Below are 21,999 nucleotides of genomic sequence, written 5' to 3' on the forward strand. Positions count from 1 at the left end.
TAATTTTGATAAAGGCAGGTTGTATTAAGGTAGATGTATTGTGAGGATATAAAAATGTGAGATACAATGTAATGGGATTATAAGCTAGAAGCACGACGAGAGCGTTCGATTGGAAATGGAATGATTTTGGCCATATGATTGCGACTAAATTGCTTTGTACGAGCGTGACGTAATATATATAATGCAAAGAGAATAGCGATAGGTATAGCACCGTACAAACCAAAAAGTAAAGCGCTTACAGAGGATGCGACAAAACCTAACATACCGATTTCTAATTCCTCCATAATTGCCCCGAGAATAGCAGGAATAGCTCCACAAGTAACCCCAAGTATAAGTGCTATAATTAAATTCATGTTCTTCCTCCTCTTTTTGCGGTTTTCTGTTCAATTCATTTTCTATTATTTGTATTATATCATAATTTAAACAGAATTTTCAGAAAAAGTTCGAAAAATGTTCAAAATTTATTGAGAAACATACTTGATAAAATGAAAAATATCATGAGGAACCATTCCCCCTTGATGATGAATCCTCATCCATCAGGAGATATTGCAAGGCGAGAGAAAATAAAAAAGCAGGCTTATTTCATATTCGTGAAATAAGCCTGTTCCATAGGAGGATGTATATATGTAGAGTAAATAAAAGGAAGGAAAAGGGGATCCAATCCCTTTTATTCAACTAACTACCTTAATAAATAGGAACCCAGCCTTCTGTTGTAACGAAAATACGAATAGCTACAACTTGGCGATCATCTTGTAATGTGAAATAATGTCTTGCATTTTCAGGTACAGAAATTAGATCACCAGGCTCAAGTTCAACATCGAAGAAGCGACCATCCTTGCCTTGGATAGCAAAGATACCATGCCCACTGACGATAAAGCGAACTTCATCATCAGTATGATGATGCTCTTGTTTAAAGTTAATTAATAACTCATCGAGGTTAGGTATTGCATTTGAAAGGGAAATAACATCATGTGCTTTATAACCTCGACGTTCTGAAACATCGGTGATTTCGTTAGAAAATACTGTTAAAATTTCTTTTTTGTTTTCATCAGTTAAGGAGTAGTTTTCTTTTAAATGAGTAGGAAGTTTTGAAATATCCCATTTTTCATATAAAACGCCTTCTCCATGTAAAAATTGCTTTACTTCCTGTTCATTTTCAATATGGGTTTTTATTTCATGAATACGAATTTGCGCCATATGAAACGCCTCCTTGAATTGATAATAGTTTTATATGAAATTGGAATAAAAACTCATATGCTTCTAATCTTTTCTTTGCATCAAAGCTGTCTTTTCCCCAAACGGTAATGCCATGGTTGCGAATCAATATAGCTCCAGCATCATCATGAATATGTTTTCGGAAATCTTCTCCTAACGTTGGAATATGAGCGTGATTTTCAATAATTGGAATTTTGATAGTGGCTCCTTCTTCCCATATATTAAGAGCTTTAATGATTTCTTGATTAGAAAATGAGATTTCTTTGTCGTATACGTTTGTAATTACATTGTTATCAATTGTATGGACATGTAAGACACATTCAGCTTCTGTATGATTATAAATATGAGTGTGTAGCAATGTTTCTGCTGAAGGGCGTAAATCGGTTTCTAAAACAGCCTTTCCAGTTTGATCAACTAATAGAAAATCATCAGGTGTTGTTTTCGTTTTATCTCTTCCGCTTGCTGTAATAAGAAAGGTCATTGGAGTGTTACTCACTTTTATTGAAATGTTTCCACTTGTAGCAGGAAACCAGTTGCGATCCGTTAATTCTTTCTTTAATTTACTCAATTCTTCCCATTGACGAAAAAGTTGTCTCATTTTATCACCTCCAACAATTGCTGAACTTCTGTCTGTATGTCATAAAACGTTTCAAATGCTGTATAGGAAATTTGATGTTCTTGGCATTTTGTAATGAGAAAATCACGAGCGAATACTTTATCAGCCAGTTTTGCTGCTTGTAAATCTGTAATCGAATCTCCAATTACAATGTTAAAATCACTGTTTGAACTTAATTGCTGAATTAGCGTTGATTTGCAAAGACCGCAGTTGTTTTTACAATGTTCATCGCAAGGGTGAGGCCAGTTTACTTTAATTGTTTCCCCTGAAAAATCAGTCGTATTGCAATAAATATGGTCTGGGCTGATTAGTCCTTTGAGAAGAGGATAGACGAAAAAATCCATTCCTCCTGATATAATATGAAGTGAAATCTGATTTGTTTGGACAAACTGTGCAAACTCTTGGAATCCAGCCCGAATCACCGCTGTTTCTTTTATAAAAGTAGTGATGTCATCTTGTAAACTTGTAGGTAAAAGAGAAAACAATTCCCCTACACCTTCTTGAATAGAAAGTTCTTGTGATAGAATTTTTTGTTTAATCGTTTTGGCTTCTGGTGGAGCGAATTTTTCCATAATCGCAACGATATTATCATTGTTCGTAATCGTACCATCGAAGTCACAAAAAATTTGAAGACTCATAGTTTCACCCCACGTGATGGATTCCCCCATAATTGCAGTGCAGCATGTAAATCAGTGTTATCTACTTCATGCAATGGTGTTCTTTGCAAAGTGGCATCAATTGCTGCTCGAAATGCTTTTCCACCGCCTTGCGCTCCAGCTGGGTGACCATGAATACCACCACCTGCGTTAATGACAACATCCTTGCCAAAATTACGAAGGATAAACGGAACAAAACCAGGGTGAATACCAGCTGATGGAACAGGAAAGCTTCGTTTTAAAGATTGATCTTTTTTAGTTAGTTTACTTGTAATAAGAAGAGCTTCTTTTTTTTCTAATGCAACACTGCCGTATGGTGATGGAAATAAAGAGAAATCTGCACCAGCATAACGAAGTAGCTTTCCAAGTAGCAATGGATAAGAAAGTCCATATAATTCCGATGAAGCGTATGCGCCGCTTACAGCAGGATGTGCCATAATTGGAATCGATATATCATCATCTTCCGCAAGTGATTGCAATACATCTAATCCATACGAGAATACATTGAACAGAAGAATATCTGCACCAGCTGTGGCGGCACGTTTTGCATTTTCTTTAAGATCATATGTACGTCCTGTTAAATTCACTGCATATAAAGTCTTATGACCATATGTTTCGTATACAGACAGTAACACTTCTTTTCCAGAATGAATTCGTTTTGTGAGCGGTGTTAATGGATTTTCAAACAAAATTTCATCATCTTTTACAATATCTACACCACCAATTGCTTGATCACGGAGCTGTGTTTTTAAATATCCTATATTGCGTCCAAGCATTCCTTTGAAGATGCTCATCAGAAGTGGACGGTCGTGAATTTGTAAGAGATTTCGAATGCCCTCAATGCCAAATTTAGGGCCAGGGAAAAGTTCTTTTAAGTCATCTGAAAATGTTAAATCAATCAGTTTAACTTCGCCATCTAGTGATAATTTTCCAAATGTTGTTGTCAAAATAGCTGGTAAATCAGGGCTGAAATTTAGTGATGGATAATGAATTTTAATGAGTCCACGTGTCGCTTTTTTTCCGAGATACGTATTTACATGCTCTTGTTCTTCTAATTGTTCTACATGAATGACATTGCCTTTATGTTGTTTTAATTGTTCTTGTAATAAGTGTGGTAAATGAGTCCATGAACCAATTGTTAAACCGAGAGCAATTTGTTCTGCTTTTTGGTTTAAATTATGAGAATCATCATGGATTAAATAGGTTGCTGTTATTCCACTCATTTTTATAACCTCCTAGTTAAATAAAAAAACCTCTCAGCTAAGGAGAGGTTTTTTTACAACCAGCTCCTTATCTGTCAGCGTAATGCTGCGAGAATTAGCACCGTGCCTACAATTGTAGATCGGTTGCCGGGTTTCGTCGGGCTCGTCCCTCCACCTGCTCTTGATAAGAAGTATTTAGAAATGTTTGAATTTTTACGATATCTGAATTTTGACAGAGTTTTTTTAGAATGTCAATGGTTTTTTGAAAATTTTTAATTTCTGGATTCTTTGAACAGCTTCTTGTAGTCGCTCTTCTGTATGTAGTAATCCAATACGAACGTAGCCTTCGCCATGTTTGCCGAATCCAACTCCAGGTGCAACTGCTACATGTGCTTGTTCTAGTAATACATCGGCAAACTGTTCAGATGAAAAACCATGGGGAACGGGAAGCCAAGCGAAAAAAGAGCCTTTTGGTGCGACTACATTCCAGCCGATTGATTGACAAGCTGAAATAAGGGCATTTCTTCTAGATTCATAGCGATCAACTAGTTCAGTTACACAAGATTGTGAACTTAATAGTGCCTCACGAGCAGCCTCTTGTACAGCGCCAAAAATGCTGACATACATATGATCTTGCAATAAATTGATTGTTTCAATTACACTTTGGTTACCGATAGCAAAGGCGATGCGCCAACCAGCCATATTAAATGTTTTTGATAATGTATAAACTTCAATGCCAACATCTTTCGCGCCATTTGCTTGTAAGAAGCTAGTTGGCTTGTTACCATCAAAACCAATTGCTCCATAAGCAAAGTCATGAACCACTAAAATATCATTTTCATTTGCAAATGTAATTGTTTCCTCAAAGAACTCTTTTGATGCGACAGCACCAGTTGGATTGTTAGGATAATTTAAAAACATCAATTTCGCTTGTTTGGCAATAGTATCATCGATTTTAGTGTAATCTGGTAAGAAATCATTTTCTGCTAATAACGGCATCGTTTCAAATTTTGCTTTTGCTAAAGCGACACCTGATAAATAGTCAGGATATCCTGGATCGGGTACAAGAATTGGATCGCCAGGATTTGTAAAACAAATCGGTAATTCAACCAGCCCTACTTTTCCGCCAAATAAAACAGCAACTTCTGTTTTAGGGTTTACTTTGACTCCATATTCACGTTCATAGAACGTTGCAACGGCTGTTTTTAAGCTTTCATGTCCGCGAAATGGCGGATATTTATGATGAATTGCTTTTTCTGCTGCACGTTGTAAAGCTGTTACGATATGCGGCGGTGTTGGTTGATCTGGATTGCCTTGCCCTAGATTGATAACATCGTGACCTGCTTCAACTACTTTGTTAACTTTTGCAACAAGTGAAGCGAAAAACTGTGTTGGTAAGGATGTTACAATCTCGGAAGGTTGAAAATGTTTCATACTTTCCACCTCTTTTGAAAGTTGTTACAATTCTAGTGACAAATGATATAACCTTTCCAAGTTTTTGTAAAGAAAAAATAATTGAAAATGGGGCGGATAAAATGAAAGTCGCATGTATTCAAATGGATATTGCTTTTGGTGATGTGAACACAAATATTGAAAATGCAAAGAAAAAAATAGGAGAAGCGATGCAAAGAAAACCAGACGTTATTGTATTACCAGAACTTTGGACGACTGGTTATGATTTAAAACGACTTCCTGAAATTGCAGATGAAGGAGGAATACAAACGAAAGAACTTCTATCAGAATGGGCGAAGCAATTTGCGGTGAATATTGTTGGGGGTTCTGTTGCAAAGCAAACAAAACAAGGTGTTACGAATACGATGTATGTTGTGAATCGCGAAGGTGAAGTGCAAAATGAATATAGTAAAGTACATTTGTTCCAGTTAATGGACGAACATAAGTATTTAATAGCTGGTGATGGAACCGGTGAGTTCACGTTAGATGATGTGCAGTGCGGGGGGACAATTTGTTACGATATTCGTTTTCCAGAATGGATGCGTGTTCATACTGTAAGAGGGGCAAATGTATTATTCGTTGTAGCAGAATGGCCGCTTGTTCGCTTAGCACATTGGCGTTTACTTCTTCAAGCGAGAGCGGTAGAAAATCAATGTTATGTGGTTGCATGTAATAGAGCAGGAGAGGATCCGGATAATATGTTTGCTGGACATTCTCTTATTGTTGATCCATGGGGAGAAATTGTAGTAGAAGCAGGAGAAGAAGAATCTATTTTACATGGGAAGCTAAATTTAGAAAAAGTTAAGGAAGTACGTAAGGGAATTCCTGTCTTTACTGATCGACGTCCAGAATTATATAAATAAAAAATATTGACAAATGATTTTTATTCTTGTTATAGTCTGTAGCAGAAAGTTAAAAATTCAAATAAATTATGCAACTCTTATCAAGAGCAGGTGGAGGGATTTGGCCCGATGAAACCCAGCAACCGACCGTAATACCATTGTGAGATGGGGCGTTTATGCGCCAAAAAGGCACGGTGCTAATTCCAGCAGAAAGGATAGCTTTCTGACAGATAAGAGGGGAGAAGCTGAACTTCAAACCTCTTTCTTCATGGAAAGAGGTTTTTCTTATGATGAAAAACCTCTGAATTAAAAAAGGGGGATAAGAAAATGGGATATCGTTCATTAACAGAAGAAACAGCAGTTCAATATGTAAAAGAGCATGGATACTTTGAGAAAAAGGCAAAGGTAACTTGTCATGAAATAGGAGATGGAAATTTAAATTATGTATTTAGGCTCCATGATGGAGAACGCGGTATTATCGTAAAACAGGCTCTTCCATATGCAAAAGTCGTTGGAGAAAGCTGGCCACTTTCGTTAAGTAGAGCCACAATTGAAAGTCAAGCATTACAAGTTTTTGCAAAATATGTACCAGAATACGTTCCGAAAGTATATGGTCATGATGAAGAGTTAGCTGTGACAGTAATGGAAGATTTGTCAACTCTTACAATTACTCGTAAAGGATTGAGTGAAGGGGAAGACTATCCGCTTTTATCTCAGCATATTGGACGTTTTTTAGCACATGTTTTGTTCTATACGTCAGATTTTGGCCTACCAGCAGAAGAGAAAAGGGTGTTAGACGGAAAGTTTGTAAATCCTGATCTTTGTAAAATTACAGAAGATCTTGTGTTTACAGATCCGTTTGGAAACTATGAAACAAACGATTATGAGAAAGAATTGCAACCTGTCTTAGATGAACTTTGGTGTGATAAGAAATTAAAATTACAGGTAGCGCAGTATAAATATAAATTTTTAACTAGAAAAGAAGCGTTAATTCATGGTGATTTACATACAGGTAGTATTTTTTCATCACCTTCTGAAACGAAGGTGATTGATCCGGAGTTTGCAACATTTGGACCGCTTGGATTTGACCTTGGTCAATTTATTGCAAATTTATTGTTGAATGCACTATCAAGAGAAGAAGAGAAACGAAATATTTTATTCTATCATATTGAAAAAACATGGAGTAATTTTGTAGAAGTATTTACAAAGCTATGGGTACTAGAAGGGGTAGAACCATATACAAAGGAGAAACGATGGCTTGCGATTGTACTACAAAATATTTTTGCTGATGCAGTTGGATTTGCTGGTTGTGAAATCATTCGTCGAACAATTGGATTAGCGCATGTAGTAGATTTAGATGGAATTAAGGATAAGAATAGAAGAATTCAAGCTAAAAAGCATGCATTATATTTAGGTCGAGAGTTATTATTACATGAAACGACAGGTGCGAATGCTAGATTGTTCCAAACGTTATTTCAAGATAGTGTTTTGGGAGGGGTAAAAGCATGAACACAACAGTTGCCGTTCCGCGTTCTATAAGTTGGAAAGGAGATTCTATTGCATTATTAAATCAAACGCGGTTACCGCATGTTGTAGAATATAAAACGTTGAACACTATTGAAGATGTGTGGAAAAGTATTGTTATGTTAGAAGTGCGCGGGGCACCTGCAATTGGTATTACAGTTGCTTTTGGATTAGCACTTGCAGTAAAAAAATATAATGTTACGAATATCACTGAATTTGAAAAAAAGTTTAAAAGTGATTGTAATTATTTAGCAACTTCACGTCCGACAGCTGTTAATTTATTTTGGGCAATTGATCGCATGTCAGCTTCTATTAAGCAAGCAACAACAATAAAAGAAGCAAGAAAAATATTAGAAGAGGAAGCACTTAAAATTCAGCAAGAAGATGAAAATATATGTCGTAGTATTGGAGAGCATGCTTTAACTAGGTTTAAAGATGGTGACCATATTTTAACGATTTGTAACGCCGGAAGTATTGCTACTGCTCGTTATGGAACAGCGTTAGCTCCATTTTATATTGGAAAAGAGCGTGGGGTGAATTTACGAGCTTATGCATGTGAAACAAGACCTGTTTTGCAAGGAGCACGTCTTACTACATGGGAATTGCAACAAGCTGGTGTTGATGTAACGCTCATTACGGACAATATGGCGGCACATGCTATTCGAACAAAAAATATTTCTGTTATTATTGTAGGAGCAGATCGAATTGTCGCAAATGGTGATACAGCAAATAAAATAGGAACCTTGAATTTAGCTATACTAGCAAAATATTTTCATATTCCTTTCTACGTTGCTGCTCCACTTTCTACATTTGATATTACGAAAAAAACTGGTGCTGAAATTGTAATTGAAGAACGAGATGAGACTGAAGTTACAAAGATTTTTGGAAAACAAATTTCTCCCGAGGGAGTCGGTGTTTATAATCCTGCATTTGATGTAACTCCTCATGATCTAATTACTGGAATTATTACTGAAAAAGGAATTCTACAAGGAGATTATGCCGTAGAGATTGCTTCATTATTTGAGAAAACAAGCTATATAAATACGCATTGAAAGACCGACATAAAGCCATTCCTTTAAGGTGGAAGAGAGCATCCGCCTATGGGTAGGGCGGTCAATGCCTTTTTTAGCCCCATGCCATATGAAAATAGAAGGAGAAAATGAGTGGAGAACTTCTTTTGTTTTCATAACTGCGACTTATATGTCGGAAAATTAAAAGGGATATATATAATATACAGTAGCTTGTTTTTTTATTGCCCAATTTCCTTTCTTTTGCTTATTTATTTAAAAGAAAGGAGGGGAAATAGATGGGGGAATGGATATCTATGATCGGTAATGTTGGATTTCCAATTGTTGTGACATTATATTTACTGCATCGTATTGAAAGTAAATTAGATGGTGTAATTGTTGCAATTGAGAAATTACCACAACAGATGACAAGGTATGAAGCTCCGCACGAAACAAAATGACAAAAGGCTTTGCTCTCAATGAGCAAAGCCTTTTGTAACAAAGATTATTGCGTCGTATAACCCCCATCAATAACAACTGCTTGGCCGGTTATTCCTTTTGCTTTTTTACTTGCTAAAAATAAAGCATAATCGGCAATTTCCTGAACAGCTAGCAATCGTTTTTGAGGTACGAGGGGATAGATGACATCCTCTAATACTCTTTCTAGTGGAACGTTTCGTGTTGTCGCTAAATCTTGGAGTTGATTCCTGACAAGAGGCGTATCAACATAGCCTGGGCAAAGAGCATTTACAGTAATGCCGTGTACAGCTCCTTCTAAGGCAGCAACTTTTGTTAAACCAATCACACCGTGTTTGGCACTATTATAGGCAGCCTTTCCAGCAAATCCGACAAGACCGTTAATAGATGCAATATTAATAATTCGTCCATACTTTTGTTTTTTCATAATTGGAAACGCATGTTTTATTGCAATGAACGGCGCAATTTGCATGATTTGAATAAGAAGTTCAAACTTATCGGTTGGAAATTCTTCAATTGGTGAGACGTGTTGCATACCAGCATTATTTATTAACACATCAAGTGAGCCGAAATTAGTAATAGTTTCAGAAATAGCTTCTGATATTTCTTGCTCAGATGTAACATCACATCTTAGACCGATTGCCTCATATCCTTCCTTGCGCAACTGTTCGGCAGCTTCCTTTGCACGATCTTCAAGGCGATCACTAATGACCACTTGTGCTCCTTCTTTTGCAAATGCATTTCCCATTTCATAACCAATACCACTTGCAGCACCTGTTAAAAAGACAACACGATTTGTAACCACAATGAAAAACACCCCTTTATATAGAATTTATCTTATTGCTCTATTTAGAGGAGGTGTAACGAAAATCCTGCAAAGATTTTGGGAAAAATGTGGTTATCTATCTTGCATAACAAGATAGAGGGAGGATTTGGATCATGTCGACAAGTCAAATGCTGAAAGGGATTTTAGAAGGAGGTCTTCTTGCCATTATTTCTGAAGGCGAAATATATGGCTATGAAATGAGTGAAAAGCTAGCCAAGTATGGTTTCACAATGACAAGTGAAGGAAGTATTTATCCGTTATTAATATGGATGCAAAAGGCAGGGCTAATAACAAGTACAATGAAGGAATCTCCATCTGGTCCAAAGCGAAAATATTATATATTAACATAAAAAGGTGAAGATACACTGGATGAATTTATGGATCGCTGGGAAGCGATGCAAAGTAGTGTAGGGCGTTTGCTGAAAGGAAAGGGGAGGCGCGGCGGCAAAGGTTATCAAAGAAAGTGATATTGAGAGTTTTTTAGAAGATGCAGAACTACACTTAATTGAAGGTGAGAATGATGGGAAAAGTATAGAGGATATTTTTGGAAGCTCACCGAAAGTATATGTAAATGAGCTTGTTCGGGTAATGGAAAAAGATCGAAGAGAGAGCTGGAAACAAATCGGATATACAGTGATGAATATTGTTGTATTTTGGGTTATTGCTTCCATTTTAATTGTAAATGATAACGGGCCATTACAGATTTCATTCGTTCAATGTATTGGGTATGGCATGAATGATCGCACTTGTAGCACCTAATATAGCTTCCCGTAAAATGGCTTTTCGGATAGGGTTTATAAAATTAGCTATTTTATTTGTTCTTGTAATGATTCATACAAAATTAGAGACAAGAAAAGTGAATATATAGGATCGCCTTTTCTTTGTGGCCGGTATTGGGCATATAGACTGGAATATTTTATTTTAAACAGTAACGAATGGGTTACTGTTTTTCTTTGTGTAATAAAGAACTTTGTAAAGATAATGCTCGCTGTTCTTTTGTTAATAAAGAATCAATGTGTACTTGATCAGGACGAGGTACAATTGGATACATGAGGTTTGTGGAAGAAGGGTGATGTTCAGAGCCGGTTTGCGAGTGAGGGTCAGCATGTGTAAGTTTCCCTTCTATACGTCGTGTGAATAAAATATGACCAATTTCATGAGCAAGCGTATATATATTTTTCATAGGAGAAGCGGCGTTAGTAAGGATGATATAACCTGTGAGGATTTGGTTTATAACGAATGAATAGGCACATGCAATTACGGATTGCTCTTTAAAATAATTGCTTCCAATATAACAAATATAAATGTCACAATTTGGAATTTGTGATGAGCAAGTGTTAAAAAAAGAAGAAACTTTTGGTTGGATTTGGATAGAATCAATATAACTAATTTCACCATCGTGAAATCTAAATGATTCATTTAGTATAATAACGTCTTTAATTTGAAATGAAATTGGCTGCCATATTGATTCGGCGACTGCTAAGTCTTTTGCAATACGGTCGTCTGTAATATCGGAGCCTGGAGTAATGCAAATACATATATTTACGTATGGATCCATTAGAAACACCTCAAATGGAAAACAGTCTATTGCTATACTGTATGTGACGGGAAAGTACTATGTATGGATATAAACCCTATAAAGGGATGTATTTTAATAAATTGAAAAAATCCAATATTTATATAAATTGAGAGAAGGTACATTGGTGTAATTTGTTTATTGATAGCTGTTTTTTTGACTGACAAGCAAAATATAGATTAATGCAGAACGGAATATAAGAATGAGTAAAAGAAGTCGAAAAATATTCATAGTTTAATTACATTATATGTTATTTATTCTGCTATAGTAAAAGAAAAGGGGGAGAATGTATGTATACATTAAAAATTGTATCAGACCGAGAAGCTGTTTACCAGTTTGCAAGTTATGTAAAGGTGGTTCAAGGGGTGAAGGGTGTATATGTGGAAGTTGGAGAGTCTTTATATGAACATCCACTTATGAAATTTTATGTACAGGTAACGATTGAAGAGACATATGAGCAGCAAAAAACATTACAAGAAATCGCTCGGTTAGTAGAATTAGGGCGCTTTACATACGTTCATTATCGAAATGAAGAGATTGAAAAAGCATTTGAAGCAGTTAAATATGAAAGTTTTCGAAAATAAATGTAATGAAAAGGGAGCGAATGCTTCCTTTTTTTGTTAGTAGGAATATTTTTTCACATCACACAAAAAAATAAGGAATTTTGCTATGATAAGGAAGGAGAGGAAAGGAGAGTTTATATAATGGGGTATATTGAAGAATTACGAAAATCAGTCGGTACAAGGCCGCTCATTCTTGTAGGAGCAGCTGTGATTATTTTAAACGAAAAACAAGAGGTATTGCTTCAATATCGTTCGGATACATATGATTGGGGTGTACCAGGTGGCGCGATGGAACTAGGAGAAACGACGGAAGAAACGGCTCGACGAGAGCTATTTGAAGAAACTGGGTTAGAAGCGAAGATGTTGCAGTTTCTTGGTGTTCTTTCTGGGAAAGATGTATATTATCGTTATCCAAATGGGGATGAAATTTATAATGTGATTCATCTATATCAAGCACATTATGTGAGCGGAGAAATAAAGCTTGATGAAGAAGGGTTGGACCTTCGATATTTTCCTGCTGAAAAGTTGCCAAATTTAAATAAAACAACAGAGAAAATTTTACAAAAATTTTTATATGCACTAACAGAATAGGAGGGAATATTCCTCCTATTTTTATTATATTAAATATTTTGATTTTTTCGGTATATTTGTAGTATGATAAATGCAGATATACATCTTATGTTATACCATCCAAAAACTTACTAGGGTACATAAGAGAGGGGCAAGTGCAAGATGCATAATGTTGTCATTACAGCTGCAGTTCGTTCACCAATTGGAACTTTTGGAGGAGCATTAAAAAATGTAACACCAGTGGAATTAGCTGTTCCTGTACTTCAGGAAGCTGTAAAAAGAGGCGGAGTGGAACCACATGAAGTTGATGAAGTGATTTTAGGTCATTGTATTCAAAGAACAGATGAGGCGAATACAGCCCGAACAGCTGCATTAGCAGCAGGATTTCCAGATACAGTTACAGGTTATACGATCCAGCGCCAATGTTCTTCAGGTATGCAAGCGATTATGTCAGCGGCAATGCAAATACAATTAGGCGTAAGTGAAGTTGTTGTTGCAGGTGGAGTAGAAGCGATGAGCTCAAGCCCTTATGCATTGAAACAGCACCGCTGGGGACAACGTCTTCAGCACGGAGAAATTCGTGATACGGTGTGGGAAGTTTTAGAAGATCCGTTGCATCATATTATGATGGGCGAAACAGCGGAAAATTTAGTTGAACAATATGAGATTACAAGGGAGGAACAAGATGAAGTTGCGCTGCGTAGCCATCAATTAGCGCTTCAGGCAATTGAATCAGGCTATTTTGATGAGCAAATTGTTCCTATTACAATAAAAGAGCGTAGAAAAGAAGTAGTATTTTTAAAAGATGAACATCCACGTGCAGATATTACAGCAGAAAAATTGGCGGGGCTAAAGCCAGCATTTCGTAAAGGTGGATCAGTAACTGCAGGGAATTCCTCGGGTATTAATGATGGAAGTGCAGTTTTAGTATTAATGAGTGAAGAAAAGGCTAAGGAGAAAGGCTTACAACCATTAGCTAGAATTGTTGGTTATTCTGTAGCTGGGGTAGATCCGAAGATTATGGGGATTGGTCCAGCACCAGCAATTCGTAAAGGTTTAGAGAAAGTAAATTGGTCATTAGAAGATGCTGATTTATTGGAAATCAATGAAGCCTTTGCTGCACAATACTTAGCGGTTGAGAAGGAACTTGGCTTAAATCGTGAGAAAGTAAATGTCAACGGAAGTGGTGTTGGACTTGGACATCCAATTGGTTGCACAGGTGCACGTATTACGGTAAGTTTAATTCACGAATTAAAAAGACGAGGTTTAGAAAAAGGAATTGCATCTCTTTGTGTCGGTGGTGGCATTGGAGTAGCGTTATTTATAGAAGCACTATAAAAAAGAAGGAGCAGCGAGCTGCTCCTTCTTTTTTTGGGTATCAACGAGTAATATTACCTTTTTCTTTATGATTGGAACAAATGATGAAACAAGCGATCCCGATTCTCGAAAAAGAGTTTCATCGTTTGATAATGCTCAGTTTCCTCTAGGATTGCTTCTGTGATTCCTTCTTGTGAGAAAGAATATATATTGGACTCTGGATAAGCCATCAAAATAGGAGAGTGAGTTGCGATAATGAATTGTGATCCTTGCTCTGCTAATTCACGCATACGAATGAGCATAGAAAGCTGCCTCATTGGAGATAAAGCTGCTTCAGGCTCGTCTAAAATATATAAGCTTTGTCCTGTAAAACGGTTCATAAATAAAGAAAAAAATGATTCACCATGTGATTGATTGTGTAAGGAAATACCACCATATGAATCAATAACCTTACCTCCCAAAAATTGTTCAGAATCAATTTCATCGATATAAGAAGCAACATTATAAAATGATTCTGCTCGCAGAAAGAATCCGTCTTTTGGTGTCGCGACGCTTTTTGCTACGCGAATATATTTGTGTAAAGATGAATGCGAATCATGTGTAGCAAAACGGAAATTTTTTGTTCCACCTTCCGCATTAAATCCTAAAGCGATGGCGAGGGCTTCTAACAATGTAGACTTCCCAGTTCCATTTTCTCCAATTATAAATGTTACATTTGGATGGAAGTCTAGTGATTGTAATGTTCGGATAGCGGGTAAGCAATATGGATACACGGAAAAATTAGGGATATGTTCTTTTTGTAAGGAGACGTTCTTTAGAAAGGCTGTACGCTCATTCAAAATATATACCTCAATTCGTTGAAGATTTTGTTTCTAATATAGCAGCAAGTACAAGGATCAGGCAACTTGCAAAGCCGAGAAACCTAGTCCTTCCCAGCCATAGGTGTGTCTCTTTATAATAAAAATCAGTATAGTAGCTATAAAAACTAGTAGATTTGGAATATACTTTACTATTTTTATATATTTCCATAGAAAAAAGCCTATATACGTGGTTATAAAAAGTTCTAATAGAATAAGGAGAAAGACAAACATTAGGGACAAAATGATATCACTTCCATTTCCTAAATATTACATTTGGATTGTATCATGTAAGTTGTGGATATTCCAATGTCAAAATAAGTGTTGCATATCAAGAATCGATATCGTTATGATAGAGGGTGTCTTACATAGAAATATTTTTTTGGTTTCAGAAGGGAGTAACATATGCCGTTTACATTTGCGCATCCTGCTGCTGTCATTCCTTTTTGCAAGAAACAACGATATGTTTCAGTAACAGCGCTAGTATTAGGAAGTATGGTACCCGATTTTGAATATTTTTTGCATTTTCGACCATATGGTGTCATTGGACATACATTTAGGGTTCTTTTATTTGAACTTACCGCTCGTTTTCAGTCTACTATCGTTATGTAGCATCTATTCCATGGAGGCTTACTTCAGGGAAAGAAATTTTTGTTTTTCTCTATTCTGCATTATTCGGTATGCTTACACATTTCGTTTGGGATGCTTTTACCCATAAGATGGGTTATTTTGTTATGAATTTACCATCTCTACAACAACATATATATTCCATGCCGATATATAAATTCATGCAGCACGGGAGTACATGTCTTGTTTTTTTGCTGCTTATATATGTTCTATAGAAACATCGAGATTTTCAAATAAAAGTAGATATAGTTTCAGCAAGAGAGAAAAGGAAATATTGGGGATGGACGATGATTACGGCGTTAGTAGTGTTTACTATGCACGCGTTGCTAGACCCCTATTTTCAAATTTTACAAATAGGGAGTATAATAGTTTCTGGATTTACAAGTGTTTTTTGTGGTCTATTCATTGTTTCCGCAATATACGAAACAAGAGAAGAATCGAGTTAGTATGAATGAGAGTGTTAGGAGTAAGATGATGAAAGTATGGAAAAGTATTTGTATTTTATGTAGTTCTATCGTTTTGTTTAGCGGTTGTTTTCAAAAGGAAGAAAAAAAAGAAGTAAAGAAAGAATCTATTCCAGAAACAACTGAATACGGTGGCAAGGAATTAAAGAAAGTTGGACAGGTTGTAAAAGAAAAAGGATGGGGAACATTTAAATTAGAGAGGTTAAAACATGTTAATCAAACGTTTGAAGTAGCTCCAATGAAAATTCATGTACAAGATGTAAAGGTTATTGCATTATCACAAATGAGTCAAGATGCAAAAGATACATTGAAAGTATATACAGCATTAAGTCCAGAAGAAGTGCAGCGTAGACTTGGAGACAAAGTCAATCGAGAAGATGCTGAGTTGTACGCTTCGTTAAGTGGAAAAGACATTGGAGATAAAGTGCGTTATGTTGAAATTACATATAAGGTAGAAAATAGTGGAGATAAAGACATGCAGTTTTTCTCTATGAATGATATTACTATTAATGAAACGCAGCACTTTAATGTCCCAAAACAAAACTTTTTATATGAAGAGGATACGCTTGTAGGTACAAAAAGTGTTACAAGAGAAGAGTATAAACCAGGTGAGACGAGGGAAGGGATAATTGGATTAATACTCGAGGATGAGAAAAAAGAGATTACTCAAATCTCATTTACAACAGATGTTCTTGCAACGGGTGATACACATGAAACGGTTACAGAACCGCAAACATTTAACATCTCACTGTCTAAGTGAGATGTTTTTTGTATAGAAAAAGAACAGGAAATTTGTCAAATCAAAGCGAATGTATTATAAAGTGCAAAGGGGGAAGAAAAATGGAAAAAAGATGTTACGAATGCGGTAGTAAGGAGATAGAAAAAGCAACGATAGCACCAGACCAAAAAGGTTATCTTACTTTATTTGCACAAGCAGTCGCAGTGGTAGAAAGTTGTAAAAAATGCGGTACTGTTATCGCGATAACAGGGGAACATCCAAGCTATAAAAATCAGCAAATGGACTGAAAAAAATATACTATTTTTGGTTCTTGAAATAAACAGCCGTTATTAGGCGTTTACTGACCGTTTGTTTTGCTCATTTAAATAGGTTTCTACGGTTTGTAATTGTTCAGAAATTCGAAATGCTTCTTTTTGTTCCTGAAATTGTTTTTCATTATAAGGACCAAAACGACGATTGTTGTTCATATCAATAATCCAGTAATGTTCGCTTCGTTTATTTGTAATACTAGATTCTGGGTTATTGGGATCGGATTTTTCTTCAATTTGTTTTGCAATAATATATATATCGTCCCATGCAATTTCTACAATTTTAGCTGGGACATATTGTGTAGCATATACAGCGTCTGGTTTTGGAAAAAGTTCAAATGCATTTCCGGAAGTATTTATTAGTTCATATTCTTCATTGATGGTGTAAGCTGAATGGCTAGAGTTTGCTGTGCAACCAGTCAAAAGTATAATGGCAATTACGGTCATCAATCGCTTCAATATGAGACCCTCCTTATAAAATGCTTGTGGTAAACATATTGTACAAGAAAAGGAAAAGAAACGCCAATATATGAGTTGTTTACAATGGTTTTTAGAAATGGTACGATGAGACAGGTAAAGAAGGATACAAAGGAGTCGACATAAAATGAAGTTAAAGATGCATCGTCCAGCGGTAGTAATGAATCGCATAGGTGCTTCCATTATCGATATGTTTTTAATCTCGGTTATGTACGGTGCTGTTGTGGCAGTTGTAACGAGGAATTATGGGGCCATTTTCAATCGTTTTAATATAAGCTTAGGTGATTATCGATATGATCTTGCGCTTGTTTTTATATTAATGGCTATCTATTTTATTTTTGTTCCATTTATATGGAATGGCTGTACAATTGGTAAAAAAATAACCCGAACAAGACTTGTATCATTAACAAGTGAAAAGTTAACAATTCAAACGCTAACAGTACGGTTCTTTGTATTGTTATTACCAAACATATTGTTGCTTGGAATTCCATCTATCTGTAACGTATATATGATGTTGTTCCGTCACGATAATTGTGGGTTCCATGACTTAATTATGAAAACGAAAGTGATGAGTCTCGTTTAAAGAATACTAGGATAGAATGATAAAGAGTTATATTTAGGACGTATTAAAAAATATATGTACCCTTAAATTTTTACGAAATTCGATAAATTTAATTCGTATAATGGAGTTCATATAGGGCGGACATCTCCTATAGAGTACCCTTCATATTGATGCAGGATGTGTTAAAAAGCAAGCAATAGTAAACTTTTTAACACATCCTATTTTTTTGTTGTATTAGACTGAAAATTAGGAAAATGATATGATAAATGAAACAGATGTGTTGTATAACAAGGGGGAGATCGAAATGATAGAAAGTAACTTAATTTTTTGGGGTACTTATTTTTATCGGTCTAGCTTTTGATAAATACAATAGTAAGAAAAAAGAGAAAACAGATAAGTGAGCGATTACAAAAAAAGGAATATGGGCTTTTTCTGCTTGTAGAGCTACGGGCGAAAGGGGTATACTGAGTGACGGTAAGACTTACAGAAGGGGTAATGACGATGAAGCTTGCAGGAAAAGTTGCCGTTGTAACTGGCGGTGGCATCGGTATTGGACGTAGTACGGCTCTTTTGTTGGCAGAACAAGGTGCAAAAGTAATTGTGACGGATATTGATCAGGAAAATGGACAAGCAACAGCGGAGGAAATCGTAGATTTAGGTGGTGAAGCCCTTTTTGTTACTCATGATATGGCGAAACAAGGAGATTGGAAACGTGTCATTGGAGTTGCTATTGACGCTTATAATCGTATTGATATGCTCTTTAATAATGCGGGTTTATATAAAATAGATTCTATTTTTTTACGTCAACAAGAGAACGATTCCAATGTACTTTGTATTAATGACGTTTGGATAGAACTAAAACAATTGACGGCATCTTTTATGAAACATCAAGAAGAAGTAATGCTAACTGATTTACCTATTTTCGGTATTATTAGTACAAAAGAACAGTCATTTCATACAGTAGGAACCCTAGTATAATAGTAGAAAACCGCCCGAAATACATATGTGGACGGTTTTTTTGTATCTGTATGACGTAAAGAAAAGTGGTGCTTTATCGAATACGTTTTTCTGTTGTACTATCAAAGAAATGTGCCTTATTCATATCGAATGCAAGTTTGATTTGATCACCATGTGTAAAGGTATGTCTTGCATCCAGACGGGCTGCAAAATCTTGATTTCCAAGTTTCATATATAAAATAGATTCTGCACCTAATAGTTCAGCAACTTCAATTTGAGTTGTAAATGTTGTACCTTGTGAAGCCTCTAAAAATAAAAGTTCGTCATGGATATCTTCTGGACGTATCCCCAATACAATTTCTTGATTCACATAACCTTGTTCGCGTAATAATTTCATTTTGCCTTCAGATACTTTGATTTTTACCTTATCATCTATAACAAAGTATTGTTCTGTTAATTTACCATGGAAGAAATTCATTGCAGGTGAGCCAATAAATCCACCAACAAAAATATTTTCCGGTGTTTCATATACTTCTTTTGGTGAACCGATTTGTTGAATCTTTCCATCTTTCATAACGACAAGGCGTGAAGCCATTGTCATCGCTTCTGTTTGATCATGTGTTACATAAATTGTTGTTGTCCCAAGTCTTTGATGCAGTTTAGAAATTTCTGAGCGCATCGCTACACGTAATTTTGCATCTAAATTTGATAATGGCTCGTCCATTAAGAAAATTTTTGCGTCACGAACGATAGCACGACCTAACGCAACACGTTGGCGTTGTCCACCAGATAATGCTTTTGGTTTTCGATTTAAATATTCCGAAAGTCCTAGAATTTGTGCCGCATCCTGTACGCGGCGGTCAATTTCGTCTTTTGGGATTTTACGAAGTTTTAATCCAAATGCCATGTTGTCATAAACGCTCATATGTGGATAGAGTGCATAGTTTTGAAAAACCATTGCAATATCGCGATCTTTTGGAGGAACATCATTCATTACCTTACCATCAATAGAAAATTCCCCTTTTGAAATGTCTTCAAGTCCAGCTACCATTCGTAATGTTGTCGATTTTCCACAGCCAGATGGACCAACGAAAACGATAAACTCTTTATCTTGAATATGTAAATTGAAGTCTGTTACTGCTGTTACGTTATTATCATAAATTTTATAAATATTTTCTAACTTTAGTTCTGCCATGACTTTTCCTCCTAGAAAAATTATGCAAACGTTTTCTTTGAGTTCATTATAAACGAATGTATTTAAAAAATAAATAAAAATGATACAAAAAAATAAAACGTTTTCATAAAAGGGGGGGATATTTAATAAATAAAGCCTCTTCTCTGTGAAAATTGGTTAAATTAAAATAGAAAAATGTAAGCGCTATTTTCATTTGTTTTAAAATCTGTTATCATTCATTAATGAAAACGTTTGCGCCTGGATTTTTCGATTTAAAAATGAAATGAGGTAGCATGATGGAAAAACAATGGTGGAAAGAAAGTGTTGTATATCAAATTTATCCACGTAGCTTTATGGATAGTAATGGTGATGGAATTGGTGACCTTCGCGGAATCATTTCAAAGCTTGATTATTTACAAAACTTAGGTATAGATGTAATTTGGTTATCACCAGTCTATGAATCTCCCAATGATGATAATGGCTATGATATTAGTGATTATCGTAATATTATGGATGAGTTTGGAACAATGAACGATTGGGACGAATTATTAAGTGAAATGCATCAACGTGATATGAAATTAATGATGGATTTAGTTGTTAACCATACTTCTGATGAACATAATTGGTTCATCGAATCTCGTAAGTCAAAAGATAACCCGTATCGAGATTACTATATTTGGCGTCCTGGGAAAGATGGAAAAGAGCCAAATAACTGGGAAGCGGCTTTTAGTGGACCTGCTTGGCAGTATGATGAAGCGACAGATGAATATTATTTACATTTATTCTCTAAAAAGCAACCAGATTTAAACTGGGATAATGAAATAGTGCGAAAAGATGTTTATGAGATGATGGAGTTTTGGCTTGAAAAAGGAATCGATGGTTTTCGTATGGATGTGATTAATTTTATTTCTAAAACAGAGGGATTACCAACTGTGAAAACGGAGAAAGAAGGTTATGTATCAGGCCATCAATACTTTATGAATGGACCAAATATTCATGCATACTTACATGAAATGAATCAGAAAGTATTGTCGAAATACGATATTATGACTGTTGGTGAAATGCCGGGTGTAACAACAGAGGAGGCTAAACTGTATACAGCTGAAGAACGTCAAGAATTACAAATGGTATTTCAGTTTGAACATATGGATTTAGATTCTGGAAAAGGGGGAAAATGGGACGTAAAGCCATGCTCACTCTTAACGTTAAAGCGTAATTTAACAAAATGGCAGAAAGCGTTGGAACAAACAGGATGGAATAGTTTGTATTGGAACAATCATGACCAGCCCCGTGTTGTCTCACGCTTTGGTAACGATAAAACATACCGCATAGAATCAGCGAAAATGTTAGCGACGGTACTTCATATGATGAAAGGTACTCCTTATATTTACCAAGGAGAAGAAATTGGGATGACAAATGTTCACTTTGATTCGATTGATGAGTACCGAGATATTGAAACGCTGAATATGTACCGTGAAAAAGTAATAGAGCGTGGTGAAGATGAAGAAAAAGTAATGCAATCGATTTATATAAAAGGGCGAGATAATGCTAGAACACCAATGCAATGGGATGATGGAAAGCACGCGGGATTTACAGCTGGAGAACCATGGATTGCATTAAATTCTAATTATAAAGAAATTAATGTGACACAAGCGTTGCAGGATAAAAATTCTATTTTTTATTACTATAAAAAATTAATTGAACTTCGTAAAAAACATGAAATCATTGTGTATGGAACATATGATTTAATTTTTGAAGAACATCCATCTGTTTTTGCCTATATGCGGACATGGAAAGATGAGAAAGTACTTGTCATTGCGAACTTTACTGAGAATGAGTGTGTATTTGAAATACCAGAAGAGGTAAATTATAATAGTTCAGAATTATTGATACACAATTATGATGTGCAAAATGAAACAATTAAGAGTATCGATTTACAGCCATATGAAGCGAGGGTATACAAGTTAAAATAATGAAAAGCCTTGGGTCAG

The 21,999-nt window shown here is 35.7% G+C and carries 23 protein-coding genes, 3 pseudogenes and 2 riboswitches; of the genes and pseudogenes, 15 read left to right on the forward strand and 11 right to left on the reverse strand.

The window, feature by feature from the left end; genetic code table 11:
- Positions 1 to 77 precede the first annotated feature (77 nt).
- The 6 genes from MHH71_RS23340 to MHH71_RS23365 all read right to left on the reverse strand — a co-directional run bounded on the left by MHH71_RS23340 (position 78) and on the right by MHH71_RS23365 (position 5,123).
- Positions 78 to 353 carry a hypothetical protein gene (locus MHH71_RS23340; RefSeq protein WP_003199868.1) on the reverse strand — a complete coding sequence of 92 codons (276 nt, stop codon included), beginning with the start codon at positions 351 to 353 and terminating at the stop codon, positions 78 to 80.
- Positions 354 to 684: 331 nt separating this feature from the next.
- On the reverse strand, positions 685 to 1,197 hold the full coding sequence (locus MHH71_RS23345; RefSeq protein WP_006095851.1) for a cupin domain-containing protein: 513 nt from the start codon (positions 1,195 to 1,197) through the stop codon (positions 685 to 687).
- Complete coding sequence (locus tag MHH71_RS23350; RefSeq protein ID WP_033799082.1) at positions 1,175 to 1,813, reverse strand: methylthioribulose 1-phosphate dehydratase; 639 nt, start codon at positions 1,811 to 1,813, stop codon at positions 1,175 to 1,177. The genes MHH71_RS23345 and MHH71_RS23350 overlap by 23 nt, the downstream gene beginning before the upstream one ends.
- A complete protein-coding gene (locus MHH71_RS23355) occupies positions 1,810 to 2,469 on the reverse strand; it encodes a 2-hydroxy-3-keto-5-methylthiopentenyl-1-phosphate phosphatase (protein WP_033799081.1) in 660 nt (219 codons plus the stop codon). The genes MHH71_RS23350 and MHH71_RS23355 overlap by 4 nt, the downstream gene beginning before the upstream one ends.
- Positions 2,466 to 3,710 (reverse strand): 2,3-diketo-5-methylthiopentyl-1-phosphate enolase, encoded by a 1,245-nt coding sequence (gene mtnW / locus MHH71_RS23360; RefSeq protein WP_006095849.1) that lies wholly within the window; start codon positions 3,708 to 3,710, stop codon positions 2,466 to 2,468. Before mtnW ends, MHH71_RS23355 begins: the two co-directional genes overlap by 4 nt.
- A gap of 64 nt (positions 3,711 to 3,774) precedes the next feature.
- A riboswitch (SAM riboswitch) is annotated at positions 3,775 to 3,880 on the reverse strand.
- A 52-nt stretch (positions 3,881 to 3,932) separates the two neighbouring features.
- The gene (locus tag MHH71_RS23365) at positions 3,933 to 5,123 is read right to left on the reverse strand and encodes a pyridoxal phosphate-dependent aminotransferase (protein ID WP_033799080.1); all 1,191 of its coding nucleotides are present in this window, start codon (positions 5,121 to 5,123) and stop codon (positions 3,933 to 3,935) included.
- 14 nt (positions 5,124 to 5,137) lie between these two features.
- On the opposite strand from MHH71_RS23365, the gene MHH71_RS23370 reads away from it, so the two are divergent.
- The 4 genes from MHH71_RS23370 to MHH71_RS23385 all read left to right on the forward strand — a co-directional run bounded on the left by MHH71_RS23370 (position 5,138) and on the right by MHH71_RS23385 (position 8,975).
- Positions 5,138 to 6,004, forward strand: a complete 867-nt coding sequence (locus MHH71_RS23370) for a carbon-nitrogen family hydrolase (RefSeq protein WP_029426881.1) — start codon at positions 5,138 to 5,140, stop codon at positions 6,002 to 6,004.
- A 74-nt stretch (positions 6,005 to 6,078) separates the two neighbouring features.
- A riboswitch (SAM riboswitch) is annotated at positions 6,079 to 6,220 on the forward strand.
- Between the two features lie 90 nt (positions 6,221 to 6,310).
- On the forward strand, positions 6,311 to 7,492 hold the full coding sequence (mtnK, locus tag MHH71_RS23375; RefSeq protein WP_006095846.1) for an S-methyl-5-thioribose kinase: 1,182 nt from the start codon (positions 6,311 to 6,313) through the stop codon (positions 7,490 to 7,492).
- Positions 7,489 to 8,559, forward strand: a complete 1,071-nt coding sequence (mtnA, locus tag MHH71_RS23380) for an S-methyl-5-thioribose-1-phosphate isomerase (RefSeq protein WP_033799079.1) — start codon at positions 7,489 to 7,491, stop codon at positions 8,557 to 8,559. The genes mtnK and mtnA overlap by 4 nt, the downstream gene beginning before the upstream one ends.
- Before the next feature lie 254 nt (positions 8,560 to 8,813).
- Positions 8,814 to 8,975: a YvrJ family protein gene (locus tag MHH71_RS23385; RefSeq protein ID WP_016116126.1), complete on the forward strand. Its 162-nt coding sequence runs from the start codon at positions 8,814 to 8,816 to the stop codon at positions 8,973 to 8,975.
- 44 nt (positions 8,976 to 9,019) lie between these two features.
- On the opposite strand, the gene MHH71_RS23390 is transcribed toward MHH71_RS23385, so the two are convergent.
- Positions 9,020 to 9,796 (reverse strand): 3-hydroxybutyrate dehydrogenase, encoded by a 777-nt coding sequence (locus MHH71_RS23390; RefSeq protein WP_006095844.1) that lies wholly within the window; start codon positions 9,794 to 9,796, stop codon positions 9,020 to 9,022.
- Positions 9,797 to 9,930: 134 nt separating this feature from the next.
- Between MHH71_RS23390 and MHH71_RS23395 the strand changes: the two are divergent.
- Positions 9,931 to 10,284, forward strand: a pseudogene (locus MHH71_RS23395) (PadR family transcriptional regulator).
- Positions 10,259 to 10,619: pseudogene (locus MHH71_RS23400) on the forward strand (HAAS domain-containing protein); the annotation flags it as partial. The pseudogenes MHH71_RS23395 and MHH71_RS23400, both read left to right, overlap by 26 nt.
- A 138-nt stretch (positions 10,620 to 10,757) precedes the next feature.
- On the opposite strand, the gene MHH71_RS23405 reads toward MHH71_RS23400, so the two are convergent.
- Complete coding sequence (locus MHH71_RS23405) at positions 10,758 to 11,375, reverse strand: ImmA/IrrE family metallo-endopeptidase (RefSeq protein WP_003199880.1); 618 nt, start codon at positions 11,373 to 11,375, stop codon at positions 10,758 to 10,760.
- Between the two features lie 308 nt (positions 11,376 to 11,683).
- Here MHH71_RS23405 and MHH71_RS23410 point away from each other — a divergent pair, with 308 nt between their 5' ends.
- The 3 genes from MHH71_RS23410 to MHH71_RS23420 all read left to right on the forward strand — a co-directional run bounded on the left by MHH71_RS23410 (position 11,684) and on the right by MHH71_RS23420 (position 13,864).
- Positions 11,684 to 11,977 carry a DUF3928 family protein gene (locus MHH71_RS23410; protein ID WP_006095842.1) on the forward strand — a complete coding sequence of 98 codons (294 nt, stop codon included), beginning with the start codon at positions 11,684 to 11,686 and terminating at the stop codon, positions 11,975 to 11,977.
- Positions 11,978 to 12,097: 120 nt separating this feature from the next.
- Positions 12,098 to 12,547: an NUDIX hydrolase gene (locus MHH71_RS23415; RefSeq protein WP_003208272.1), complete on the forward strand. Its 450-nt coding sequence runs from the start codon at positions 12,098 to 12,100 to the stop codon at positions 12,545 to 12,547.
- A 141-nt stretch (positions 12,548 to 12,688) separates the two neighbouring features.
- On the forward strand, positions 12,689 to 13,864 hold the full coding sequence (locus tag MHH71_RS23420) for an acetyl-CoA C-acetyltransferase (protein ID WP_006095841.1): 1,176 nt from the start codon (positions 12,689 to 12,691) through the stop codon (positions 13,862 to 13,864).
- A gap of 65 nt (positions 13,865 to 13,929) precedes the next feature.
- On the opposite strand, the gene MHH71_RS23425 is transcribed toward MHH71_RS23420, so the two are convergent.
- Positions 13,930 to 14,682 (reverse strand): AAA family ATPase, encoded by a 753-nt coding sequence (locus MHH71_RS23425; protein WP_006095840.1) that lies wholly within the window; start codon positions 14,680 to 14,682, stop codon positions 13,930 to 13,932.
- 423 nt (positions 14,683 to 15,105) lie between these two features.
- Here MHH71_RS23425 and MHH71_RS23430 point away from each other — a divergent pair.
- The 3 genes and pseudogenes from MHH71_RS23430 (at position 15,106) to MHH71_RS23440 (ending at position 16,817) form a co-directional block, all read left to right on the forward strand.
- Positions 15,106 to 15,773, forward strand: a pseudogene (locus tag MHH71_RS23430) (DUF4184 family protein).
- A 25-nt stretch (positions 15,774 to 15,798) separates the two neighbouring features.
- Positions 15,799 to 16,551 (forward strand): hypothetical protein, encoded by a 753-nt coding sequence (locus tag MHH71_RS23435; RefSeq protein ID WP_033799077.1) that lies wholly within the window; start codon positions 15,799 to 15,801, stop codon positions 16,549 to 16,551.
- 80 nt (positions 16,552 to 16,631) lie between these two features.
- On the forward strand, positions 16,632 to 16,817 hold the full coding sequence (locus tag MHH71_RS23440; RefSeq protein WP_006095838.1) for a hypothetical protein: 186 nt from the start codon (positions 16,632 to 16,634) through the stop codon (positions 16,815 to 16,817).
- Positions 16,818 to 16,859: 42 nt separating this feature from the next.
- On the opposite strand, the gene MHH71_RS23445 is transcribed toward MHH71_RS23440, so the two are convergent.
- Positions 16,860 to 17,297: a DUF3997 domain-containing protein gene (locus MHH71_RS23445; RefSeq protein WP_018764811.1), complete on the reverse strand. Its 438-nt coding sequence runs from the start codon at positions 17,295 to 17,297 to the stop codon at positions 16,860 to 16,862.
- A 145-nt stretch (positions 17,298 to 17,442) separates the two neighbouring features.
- On the opposite strand from MHH71_RS23445, the gene MHH71_RS23450 reads away from it, so the two are divergent.
- The gene (locus MHH71_RS23450) at positions 17,443 to 17,898 is read left to right on the forward strand and encodes an RDD family protein (RefSeq protein WP_018780861.1); all 456 of its coding nucleotides are present in this window, start codon (positions 17,443 to 17,445) and stop codon (positions 17,896 to 17,898) included.
- Between the two features lie 447 nt (positions 17,899 to 18,345).
- Positions 18,346 to 18,855 carry an SDR family NAD(P)-dependent oxidoreductase gene (locus MHH71_RS23460; RefSeq protein WP_006095835.1) on the forward strand — a complete coding sequence of 170 codons (510 nt, stop codon included), beginning with the start codon at positions 18,346 to 18,348 and terminating at the stop codon, positions 18,853 to 18,855.
- Positions 18,856 to 18,928: 73 nt separating this feature from the next.
- Here MHH71_RS23460 and MHH71_RS23465 read toward each other — a convergent pair whose 3' ends face one another.
- Positions 18,929 to 20,029, reverse strand: a complete 1,101-nt coding sequence (locus MHH71_RS23465; protein WP_006095834.1) for an ABC transporter ATP-binding protein — start codon at positions 20,027 to 20,029, stop codon at positions 18,929 to 18,931.
- Positions 20,030 to 20,304: 275 nt separating this feature from the next.
- On the opposite strand from MHH71_RS23465, the gene MHH71_RS23470 reads away from it, so the two are divergent.
- Positions 20,305 to 21,981, forward strand: coding sequence for a glycoside hydrolase family 13 protein (locus MHH71_RS23470; protein ID WP_006095833.1), 1,677 nt, complete (start codon positions 20,305 to 20,307; stop codon positions 21,979 to 21,981).
- Positions 21,982 to 21,999: the final 18 nt, after the last annotated feature.

This window comes from Bacillus sp. FSL H8-0534 (assembly GCF_038005885.1).
Taxonomy (GTDB): domain Bacteria; phylum Bacillota; class Bacilli; order Bacillales; family Bacillaceae_G; genus Bacillus_A; species Bacillus_A pseudomycoides.

Excerpts from the sequence above, each read along its gene's own strand:
- MHH71_RS23440 (WP_006095838.1), top strand. The coding sequence starts at position 16,632 with ATGGAAAAAAGATGTTACGAATGCGGTAGTAAGGAGATAGAAAAAGCA.
- MHH71_RS23385 (WP_016116126.1), top strand. The coding sequence starts at position 8,814 with ATGGGGGAATGGATATCTATGATCGGTAATGTTGGATTTCCAATTGTT.
- MHH71_RS23465 (WP_006095834.1), bottom strand. The coding sequence starts at position 20,029 with ATGGCAGAACTAAAGTTAGAAAATATTTATAAAATTTATGATAATAAC.
- MHH71_RS23415 (WP_003208272.1), top strand. The coding sequence starts at position 12,098 with ATGGGGTATATTGAAGAATTACGAAAATCAGTCGGTACAAGGCCGCTC.
- MHH71_RS23355 (WP_033799081.1), bottom strand. The coding sequence starts at position 2,469 with ATGAGTCTTCAAATTTTTTGTGACTTCGATGGTACGATTACGAACAAT.
- mtnK (WP_006095846.1), top strand. The coding sequence starts at position 6,311 with ATGGGATATCGTTCATTAACAGAAGAAACAGCAGTTCAATATGTAAAA.
- MHH71_RS23410 (WP_006095842.1), top strand. The coding sequence starts at position 11,684 with ATGTATACATTAAAAATTGTATCAGACCGAGAAGCTGTTTACCAGTTT.
- MHH71_RS23435 (WP_033799077.1), top strand. The coding sequence starts at position 15,799 with ATGATGAAAGTATGGAAAAGTATTTGTATTTTATGTAGTTCTATCGTT.
- MHH71_RS23450 (WP_018780861.1), top strand. The coding sequence starts at position 17,443 with ATGAAGTTAAAGATGCATCGTCCAGCGGTAGTAATGAATCGCATAGGT.
- MHH71_RS23470 (WP_006095833.1), top strand. The coding sequence starts at position 20,305 with ATGGAAAAACAATGGTGGAAAGAAAGTGTTGTATATCAAATTTATCCA.
- mtnA (WP_033799079.1), top strand. The coding sequence starts at position 7,489 with ATGAACACAACAGTTGCCGTTCCGCGTTCTATAAGTTGGAAAGGAGAT.
- MHH71_RS23340 (WP_003199868.1), bottom strand. The coding sequence starts at position 353 with ATGAATTTAATTATAGCACTTATACTTGGGGTTACTTGTGGAGCTATT.
- MHH71_RS23405 (WP_003199880.1), bottom strand. The coding sequence starts at position 11,375 with ATGGATCCATACGTAAATATATGTATTTGCATTACTCCAGGCTCCGAT.
- MHH71_RS23350 (WP_033799082.1), bottom strand. The coding sequence starts at position 1,813 with ATGAGACAACTTTTTCGTCAATGGGAAGAATTGAGTAAATTAAAGAAA.
- MHH71_RS23345 (WP_006095851.1), bottom strand. The coding sequence starts at position 1,197 with ATGGCGCAAATTCGTATTCATGAAATAAAAACCCATATTGAAAATGAA.
- MHH71_RS23365 (WP_033799080.1), bottom strand. The coding sequence starts at position 5,123 with ATGAAACATTTTCAACCTTCCGAGATTGTAACATCCTTACCAACACAG.
- mtnW (WP_006095849.1), bottom strand. The coding sequence starts at position 3,710 with ATGAGTGGAATAACAGCAACCTATTTAATCCATGATGATTCTCATAAT.
- MHH71_RS23420 (WP_006095841.1), top strand. The coding sequence starts at position 12,689 with ATGCATAATGTTGTCATTACAGCTGCAGTTCGTTCACCAATTGGAACT.